Annotated in this window: 1 protein-coding gene; it reads left to right on the forward strand. The window is 65.2% G+C overall.

Annotated elements, in window-relative coordinates; all coding sequences use genetic code 11:
- Positions 1-273, forward strand: a 273-nt coding sequence (locus QSV46_RS39765) for a formate dehydrogenase accessory sulfurtransferase FdhD (RefSeq protein ID WP_314964099.1), incomplete at both ends; no start/stop codon positions are given.

The raw sequence follows: 273 nt of genomic DNA on the forward strand, positions 1-273 counted from the left end.
GCATCGAAGTTCGGATGTGGCTGAAACCATCCAGCGCCGAGTTGGTCAACAAGCGGCGGCGGCATATCGCGGGCCCGACCGGTTGCGGCATTTGCGGCGTCGAGTCGATTGCGGAAGCCGTCCGCCCAGCCCCGATCGTGCCGGAGGGGCGTATCTTCTCGCCATCCGAGATCATGGCCGCCATGACGAGCATTACCCTATTGCAGCAGATCAACATCCAGACCCGCGCGGTGCATGCGGCGGCATTCTGGACGCCGGCGCACGGCCTCGTGG

Source organism: Bradyrhizobium cosmicum (genome assembly GCF_032290525.1).
GTDB classification, from domain to species: domain Bacteria; phylum Pseudomonadota; class Alphaproteobacteria; order Rhizobiales; family Xanthobacteraceae; genus Bradyrhizobium; species Bradyrhizobium cosmicum_A.